The sequence below is a fragment of the Rhizobium sp. 01N447_2 genome (assembly GCF_056399245.1).
In genome coordinates, this window is record NZ_JBFTQY010000129.1 from 1 (window position 1) to 8,825 (window position 8,825).

General features: G+C 59.4%; 2 protein-coding genes and 2 pseudogenes. 1 reads left to right on the forward strand and 3 read right to left on the reverse strand.

The features are described 5' to 3' along the window. Positions 1 to 275: 275 nt before the first annotated feature. Positions 276 to 1,658: an alpha/beta fold hydrolase gene (locus AC1ECN_RS37520; RefSeq protein WP_197726578.1), complete on the reverse strand. Its 1,383-nt coding sequence runs from the start codon at positions 1,656 to 1,658 to the stop codon at positions 276 to 278. Between the two features lie 1,127 nt (positions 1,659 to 2,785). Here AC1ECN_RS37520 and AC1ECN_RS37525 point away from each other — a divergent pair. After that, positions 2,786 to 7,888, forward strand: a complete 5,103-nt coding sequence (locus tag AC1ECN_RS37525; protein ID WP_477955909.1) for a RecQ family ATP-dependent DNA helicase — start codon at positions 2,786 to 2,788, stop codon at positions 7,886 to 7,888. 550 nt (positions 7,889 to 8,438) lie between these two features. Here the strand turns inward: AC1ECN_RS37525 and AC1ECN_RS37530 are convergent. Both AC1ECN_RS37530 and AC1ECN_RS37535 read right to left on the reverse strand, forming a co-directional pair. Then, positions 8,439 to 8,528 (reverse strand): annotated as a pseudogene (locus AC1ECN_RS37530) (CrpP-related protein); the annotation flags it as partial. A 59-nt stretch (positions 8,529 to 8,587) separates the two neighbouring features. Next, positions 8,588 to 8,825 (reverse strand): annotated as a pseudogene (locus AC1ECN_RS37535) (hypothetical protein); the annotation flags it as partial.

An 8,825-nucleotide genomic window follows, 5' to 3' on the forward strand; every position in this document is an offset into this window, starting at 1 on the left:
GTAGCAACGACCAGGAGACCGATTGTAGCGAACAGGTAGCGAACAGCGCGTTGAGCGGCGTCGAAATCTTTGAGAACGGCACTGCCGACATTACATACTCCCAACCGCCCGGCATTCGTCGACAATAGATACCTTCGGGCCACACGCAAGGGAACGGGGGMCTGATGGAGGTGCCGCCCGAGGATCCCGTGACTCACTAGGACGTCATCGAAAACCGAAGGACGCATGCCGATTACCGCTGAAAAGCCGCTTTGCGCGCCCATAGCGGCCATATTTCAATGGTTGTACGCTGTCAGGAACCTGGAGCACTCGTCAAAGAACTGTTCGAAGGCAGCCGTGTCCTCCATGAGCACATGATTGTTTCCAGGAAGCTCAACGAAGGTCGCGTTAGGAATAAGCGTAGCCATGAGACGCCCTTCCTCTATCGGCGCGACGCGATCGCCGATGCAATGCAGGACCAACGTCGGAACATTGACCTGCTTCGCCAACTCCGTCACATCGACCGTGCTGTTCATTTTCCAGATCCGCATCGCCGCTTCCGGACTCGTAGCAATGCGCTGAAGTTCGTCGAAATACGCAGCCATCTCGGGCTGAGCGTCGGGCATGAAGGTTGTTGTAAAAAAGTGCCTGAAGACTGGATTGGTCGAGCCCCAGCCGTCGCGGATCATCATCGTCCCGACTTTATAAAGGTGCTTTTGGTCCGGTTGCGTCCGCTTGAGCCGACCCCGAAGAAATCCGCCCAAGAGGACGAGGCAGGTYACCTGCTCGGGATTCTCCACGGCGTAGCGGACACTGAATGAGCATCCTTGCGAAATGCCGAGAAGCGCGAACCGGCTCAGTCCAGCAGCGGCTGCGACGGTCGACATGTCGCCAGTCATTGCCCCCGCGGATACAGCTTCGACGCCCCAGTCCGATAGGCCATTTCCCCGCTGGTCGAATCGTACCAGCCGGCACAGCCCCGCCAACCTAACCAGCCATGGGTGCCAGATTGGACTGCGCCATTCATACTCCAGATGGTTCAGCCAATTCGGTGCCTTCAGCACCGGCATCCCTTGGCCAATACTCGCCCACGCGATCTGCACTCCGTCTGGGGCAGTGGCGAACTGTACCTGTTGTTGCTGCGCAGCTTTGGGAAGCTCCGGGCTAGGCAGCGAAGCGTCGGGTGTCCACTGCCAAACCCGGATGGGGCGGGAGATATTCTTCACACGCTGGTTGCCCATGTCGCGAAAAGGCACTTTGATCTTATCCGCGACCGCTTGATGTACAATGTCGGAGATGCAGATGCCGCCTGGCTTCGCCAGCCCCTCAAGTCGGGAAGCCACGTTGACGCCATCGCCGAAGATATCTCCATCCTCGAAGAGGACATCCCCGAGATTGATCCCGAGGCGGTAGAGAATGCGGCGTTCTTCCGGTGACGCTCCCTCACGGTCCGCCATAGCCACTTGGATGTTGATGGCGCAGCGGACGGCATCCTGTGCTGAAGCGAATTCGACCAACATCCCGTCGCCCGTGGTCTTGACGATGCGGCCTCCACGAGTTGCGATCTGCGGATCGAACAACTCCGTGCGGTGCACCTTCTGACGCGTAAGGATATCTTCCTCATTTTGCTCCATGAGGCGGCTATAGCCTGCCATGTCGACGGCCAGAATCGCGGTCAAGCGGCGTTCCACAGAGCGTGTCCCCAGAGTTTCAGACAGATATCACACTACCACATGTCGGCGATCAGATTAAGATTGAGCGCAAGTGTCGAGCCTTTGAGAAAATGCACATCGAAACGCGACGACCGGCGGAACGGCCGCATCGGGGTCGGAACTTTCCAGTCAACTTTTACGCGGGAAGGTTTTAAAGGGTCGAAACGAGCCAGCGCCGACCGGGCTGCAGACGACAGCTCCTGGGCTCAAAGCGGAAGAATTTGCCCCTAACAAATTGGGTCCCCAGCCAATTTTTGTGCGACCGTAGATTGCGACATCGGAGTAGCGCGAAGCTGCGGCTACCGGCGTGGAAAAGGTATCATGTGGCTGTAAAACCTGAAGATTTTTTGGAGACGATCGTCAGAGGAGAATGAGGCGCTACAGGCGTATATTTTGCTTGCGGGGGGGGTTGGATTCTCACATGATTTCAATTGCTTAGCTGAAACCCTTGAAATTCCCTATATCTTCCTGCCGCGAGCGACCGTCGATGCCACGTTTGTGCCCTGGCTTTGGGCCTCAGTCAACAGGAGGGCGAGCGGCAATAATTTCCGCTTTCGGACCTCAAGTTTGCGGGCAGGCGGCCATAACGCGCGCCCGGCAGCTTTGCGCCCCGGCCCCCAACTGCCGAGAGCTATGCGCTTCAAGTCGGGTCAGTGGGCTCTGCTATCAGTGACCCAAAACGCCGCCATCGAGGGAACGCGCTTGTGCTGGAGCACCAGGTTCTCGGCCAGCGCCTTTCTCAACCCTTCTGTTGCAAGACAGCAATTTCAAGCCGCGAGCCTTCAAAAGACCTCAGCCCTTGCGGCACCTCTTGGCATCGAAGTACCGTGTGCCATGGGCCCCAAGTTGCGGCATTGGGCAGATAGGGTTCGCGAATGGTTGCCGCTGCGCGACGAACTCAGGCACACATTCCCTCTGTGAGGCATAATCAGGAGCAGTCGACAGTTTCCGCGCTACGGTGTCGAGTTATCGGACTGAGCTGGATAGGTGGCAACTGGCAAACTTCTTGTGTGGCACAAGTTGAATGTTGACCTTTCGCCAAACGCGCGACCATGATCGCTAATCGTTTCATCACGTGAATAAAAATGTTGCGTATGACTGAGCCTTTCGAACTCTTCCTGCAGCATTGCGTTTCGATCGATCTAGAAGTGGATCCTGCAACCGCCAGCATCTTCGCTTTTGCGGCGGTGMGCGATKATGCTCGTCCCCCGATCCTGGCAAAAAAACGCGATCTCGTGGCAGCCCTCGAGCGCCTGAAAGCAGAAGCAACCGAGGACGTGCATCTGCTCGGCCACAACATACTTCGGCATGACTTGCCTCATCTGCTCGCGGCGCGGCCTGGGCTGGCGAATATTCTTCGATCACCGATAGACACTCTATGGCTCAATCCGCTCGCATTTCCGCGCAATCCCTACCACCACCTGGTCAAGCACTATCATGACGGGCGTCTGCAAGCGGGCCATGTCAACGATCCGGAACTGGATGCGCGACTGGTGTTTCAGGTGCTGCGCAATCAACTGACAGCTTTGAGGCAGCAGAACGCCGACCAGCCCGATGCCGTCGCAGCCTTTCATTTCCTTACTACAAGAATGGAGAACCCAGGTGGGTTCGACGCGGTGTTTCGAGAGGTTCGCGGAGCTCCTGCGCCCGATACTCTTGTGGCAAAAGAAGCGATTTCCCGGCTCCTGGCGGCGCGCGCCTGCGAGCGGCGACTAGATCAGACGCTGAACCGCCTTTCCAACCCGCAGCTCGGTTGGCCAATGGCGTATGCTTTGTCCTGGATCCTGGTCGCGGGCGGGGATTCCGTCATGCCGCCCTGGGTACGGGCGCAGTTCCGCGAGGCTGCACTGATCGTGCGGCACCTCCGCGACACCAATTGCAATAGCCCGCATTGCACCTGGTGTAGCGAGAAGAACGACCCGGTCCGCGCGCTGTCGCGCTGGTTCGGGTTCGATGCCTTCCGCGCGCAGCCGGTGGATGATATGGGCCGCCCCCTGCAGGAGCGGATCGTCGATGAGACGATGCGCGGGTCGTGCGTCCTCGGCATTCTGCCGACCGGCACCGGCAAATCGGTCTGCTATCAGATTCCCGCCCTGTCGAAGTTCGACAAGACCGGAGCGCTGACGGTGGTGATCTCGCCGCTGGTCGCGTTGATGGCCGATCAGGTGCAGGGCATGGCGCGGGCAGGAATCTCCTCGGCCGTGACCGTCAATGGAATGCTCTCGATGCCCGAGCGGCAGGATGCACTGGACCGTGTGCGCATGGGAGAGGCGGCAATGCTGCTGATCTCGCCGGAGCAATTGCGCAGCAACTCCGTCCGATCGGTTCTGGCACAGCGCGAGATCGGGCTGTGGGTGCTGGACGAAGCGCATTGTGTGTCGAAATGGGGCCACGATTTTCGGCCTGACTACCGCTATATCAGCCGCTTCATCAAGGAATCCTCGGGCGATGAAGCGCTTGCCCAGGTGCTCTGCCTAACCGCCACCGCCAAGCCCGAAGTGGTGCGTGACATTCGAGAGCATTTCCAGTCACGCCTTGGACGCGAACTGTTGCTGCTGGACGGTGGCGCAGTGCGCACCAATCTCAGCTTCGAGGTCCGGCCAACGCAGCGCGGCACCAAGCTGGCCGACATCCTCGATGTGATCAAGGCCAAGATGCCACAGGATGGCGCTTCGGGTGCCGTGGTCTATTGCGCCACTCGCAGCGAGACGCAGCGCGTCGCCGAGTTCCTCAAGCAACGGGGTCTGTCGGCGGAACGGTTCCACGCCGGCCTGACGCCCGAGGAGAAGCGCGACATTCAGGAGCGATTTCGCATCGGCGAACTGCGGATTATCGCTGCGACCAACGCTTTTGGCATGGGCATCGACAAACCCGATATCCGACTGGTGGTGCATGGCGACATTCCCGGATCACTGGAGAACTACCTGCAGGAAGCCGGGCGAGCGGGCCGCGACCGCGCCCATGCCAATTGCGTGCTGCTCTTCGCCGAAGAGGATGTCGAGCGCCAGTTCTCGCTTTCGGCCCGCTCGCGTCTGGCCCGGCACGAAATCGGCGCGATCCTGAAGGCCCTGCGGCGGCTTGACGAGCGGACGAAGAAGACCGGCACCGTGGTGGCCACCTCAGGCGAAGTTGTCCGAGCTGAACGCGATCAGGAATTCGAGCGCGACATCAACACCGACGACACCAGGGTGAAGACAGCGGTGTCCTGGCTGGAGGAGGCCACGTTGCTGAGCCGCGAGGAGAACAAGGTTCAGGTCTTCCCCTCATCCCTCAGGATCCGCAACCTGGAAGAAGTCGAGGCGATCCTGGCTAGAGCCGCGATCACTGGCACACGTCGCAAGCAGCTTCTGGATATTACGCGCCACTTGATGAACGCGCCGCCCAATCAGGGCATTTCCACCGACGAGCTGGCCGGGATCAGCGGATTAACAGGGGGCATGCTGAACAAGGCGTTGGCCGATCTCGAGGCGCTCGGAATCGCTCGCAACGACGTCGTGGTCACGATCTTTGTCCATGTTGCGGTCGAGGGTCATTCGCAGCAGCGGCTGGCGCAGGCCGCGCGGCTTGAAACGGCGATGACCGCCCTCATGCGCGAAGCCGCCCCCGATGCCGAAGGTGCCGAAGGCATTCCTCTGCATCTGGCCGAGACCTGTCAGGCACTCCGCAATCAGGGGCACAGCGCAGTGCGACCCGACATCGTGGAAAAGCTGCTGCGGAGCATGGGCCGCGACGGGCGCGATCAGGATGGTGGAAAGGGCAATCTGCGGCTGCGTAAGGCTTCGCGCAACACGTTGATGGTTACGCTTCAACGGTCTTGGCAGGCGTTGGAACAGACCGCAAGCCTGCGGCAGCAGGGTGCCGAACTGTTGCTAGGGCACTTTCTGGGCAGGTTACCAAAGGGCAGCCGCGGCAAGGACATCCAGGTCGAAACCACGATGGGTGATCTGCTCTCCGCCCTGACAGGAGACGCGCTACTGCGCGGCAGTGGCATTCAGGACATGACAAAACTGATGGAGCGCGCACTTCTGTGGCTGCACGAGCAGGAGGTGGTAACGCTGGGCAAAGGGCTGACGATTTTCCGGCAGGCGATGACGGTCCATTTGAACCCCTCGGGCGGCCAGTTCAACGTGAAGGATTTTACACCCCTAGAGGAACACTACTCCGAGCAGACCATCCAAACCCATGTGATGGCAACCTATGCCGAAAAGGGCCTTGCTGCTATGGATCAGGCCCTGCGGTTGTCAGAGGATTACTTCGTGCTGGAGCGCGACGCCTTTCTGCGTCGCTGGATGCCCGGCAAGGGCGGTGAGATCCGGCGTCAAACCACCGGCAGCTCGTGGAAAGCGATCGTTGAGGCGCTGAAGAATCCAGTTCAGCAAGAGATCGTCGCCGACGATCGCGAACAGACAAGCGTCCTGGTCCTTGCAGGACCGGGTTCGGGCAAGACGCGCGTTCTGGTGCACCGCATCGCCTACCTAATCCGTGTCCGCCGCGAGGACCCGCGCGGCATCCTTGTGCTGACTTACAACCGCCATGCCGCCGCCGAGATACGTATCCGGCTGCGGCATCTGATTGGCGATGACGCTACTGCGGTGACCATATCCACTTGCCACGCCCTCGCGATGCGATTGGTGGGCGCGAGCTTTGCCGGAACTTCGAACGAGACGTCCCACGACTTCGACGGGATCGTCATAGAAGCAGTGCGCCATTTGAACGGCGAGGGACTCAGCAAAACCGAGGCCGAGGCACAACGCGATACGCTAATTCAGGGCTATCGCTGGATTCTGGTGGACGAGTATCAGGACATTGGCCCTGAGGAATATGCGTTGATCTCCGCCGTTGCAGGCCGCTCACTGGACGATAAGGAGCTTCGGCTCAGCCTGTTTGCGGTGGGCGACGACGATCAGAACATCTACGCCTTCGCTGGGGCATCCATCCGCTTCATCCGCCAGTTCGAGGCCGACTATAATGCACGACCGGTGTTCCTGATCGAGAACTATCGCTCGACTGGCCATATCATTGTGGCCGCCAACGCAGTCATTGCGCCAGCCTCGGCCCGTATGAAAGCCGGTCACGACATTGCCATCGATCGCAAACGCAGTACGGTGCCGCCAGGCGGAGAGATGGCGGCGCTCGATCCTATGGCCCGTGGCCGGGTGCAAGTGCTGGACTGCCCATCCGGCGATGTGGCGCAGGCGATGACCGCAGTTGATGAACTCGTCCGCCTATCGCGCCTTGATCCGGAGTGGAGTTGGTCGCGTGCGGCGGTCATAGCTCGTGACTGGCGACGGTTGGCTCCGGTGCGCGCTTATGCCGAAACGCTTGGCATTCCGGTGGAGATGGCAAATGAGAGCCTGGCCAGTATCTGGCGACTGCGCGAAATGCAGCAGTTCATTGACGCCCTGCGCTGCGATACTACACGTCTGCTGGGTGTCCGTGATCTGGTCGACGTGCTGAACGCGATACCGTCCAACCGCTGGACGGACCTGATCGCTGAAGGTATCGCCGCGCTGGCGAAAGAGCTTGCGAATAAAACCATGCCCGTACCTGACCTTGTCGAGTGGTTCGCTGAATGGGCCAATGATGCGCGCAGCGATCAGCGCGCACTGCTGCTGCTGACCGCGCATAGATCGAAAGGCCTGGAGTTCGATGATGTCGTCATCCTGAATGGCGGTTGGGACAGGCTCTCTAGGGATGAGGATCCCGATGCGCCGCGCCGCCTCTTTTATGTCGCCATGACCAGAGCGCGACGTAGCCTTGCCATCATTGCCGAAGGACAGCATCCTTTCGTCCCGCACGGCGAAGAGTATGTGCTGCGCCGCGCCGCGCCAACCATTTCTGATGCCGTCGATTTTCCGACTGCGCTATATCAAGTGCCTAACCTCAAGGCCGTGGACCTATCGTGGGCCGGGCGTCTCAGGCCGGGTCATCCCTCGCTTGTCGCAATCTCGGCGGCAAAGGCAGGAGACCCACTTCAGATCGTGCGCGATGGCCTCATTTGGATAATGCAGGATGCTCGGGGACAAACTCTCGGACGCATGGCCAAAAGCTGGTCACCTCCCGAAGGACTCAACTTCCTCCGCGGCGAGGTCGGCGCCATCGTGCGCTGGCGCAAGGCCGACAATCAGGAAGAGTTCCGGGTGCACCTTCACCGAGATGTTTGGGAAGTGGTTGTGCCGGAGCTTGTGTTCGGCTGATAGCTTGCTCGTCACGAACGTCAGTATTTCGATATTGTGCGATGTGGTGTCATCGCACAGCTCGTGGACAATGACAAAAGATCAGGTTTGAGCCCGTTTGAGACCTTTGCGGTTACAGACTAAACGTCTGCTTCCCGCTCGGTAACACTGGAAGCCGTCAGCCTGCAGTCGGCCCCCACACTGTCGTTGGCGGCCGCCCTTTTTGAGGCAGCCGAACACGGTCCCCAGCCGTCTTTTACAGAGCTCTGGACGTTCTCAGGATCTGGAGAACGTCACATAGTTTCTGACTCGAAATTGCGCCAAGTAGCTGCAAAGACGTCACTTTTTCTGGCGGGGAATGCCGGCTCGGTAGAGGAGATGGCGACCGTTCTGATCGGCACTTACGTCGGGCTGGCTGCCACGCGCGTAAACGCGCCATCTTCGAGCTCAGTGCATTGACAGGCCAACTCAGATCGGGCTGAACTCGACGAATTCGCACTGCATGTGATCCGACCGCGTCTTCTTCCAGCCATACAGCTTGTAACCTCCTAAGCGTTCAACGAAATCCTTGGGCCGCGAGGTATGGGTTTTCGTGGGCCTTTAGGCCGAGCCCGTGCCCTTGAGCCTGCTTCCTGTATTCGATCAGCTCTTCAATTGTCATACGCGATCCCCCACGATGTAGGCGACGGTGCACCGCAGCCTGCGCACGCAAGCGAAATGTCAAAAGAAGGGGTCAATGTGGGACAGTTGTGCGTGGAGAGCGCCTCTGGTCGGCCATGCCGAACGCGCCATTAAAAATCGAGGAAGCGGAGGCAATCTCGTCAGTTCGAGACGGCTGTTGACGGCCCAAACCTTGTAGGAACAAGATGCAATAGTTTCCTCTCCCCAGCCGTCGAACCTAATAATAGTAGCGCCCGAAACGGATTTTTTGCCATTGATGAAAAGCGTCGTCTCGGAT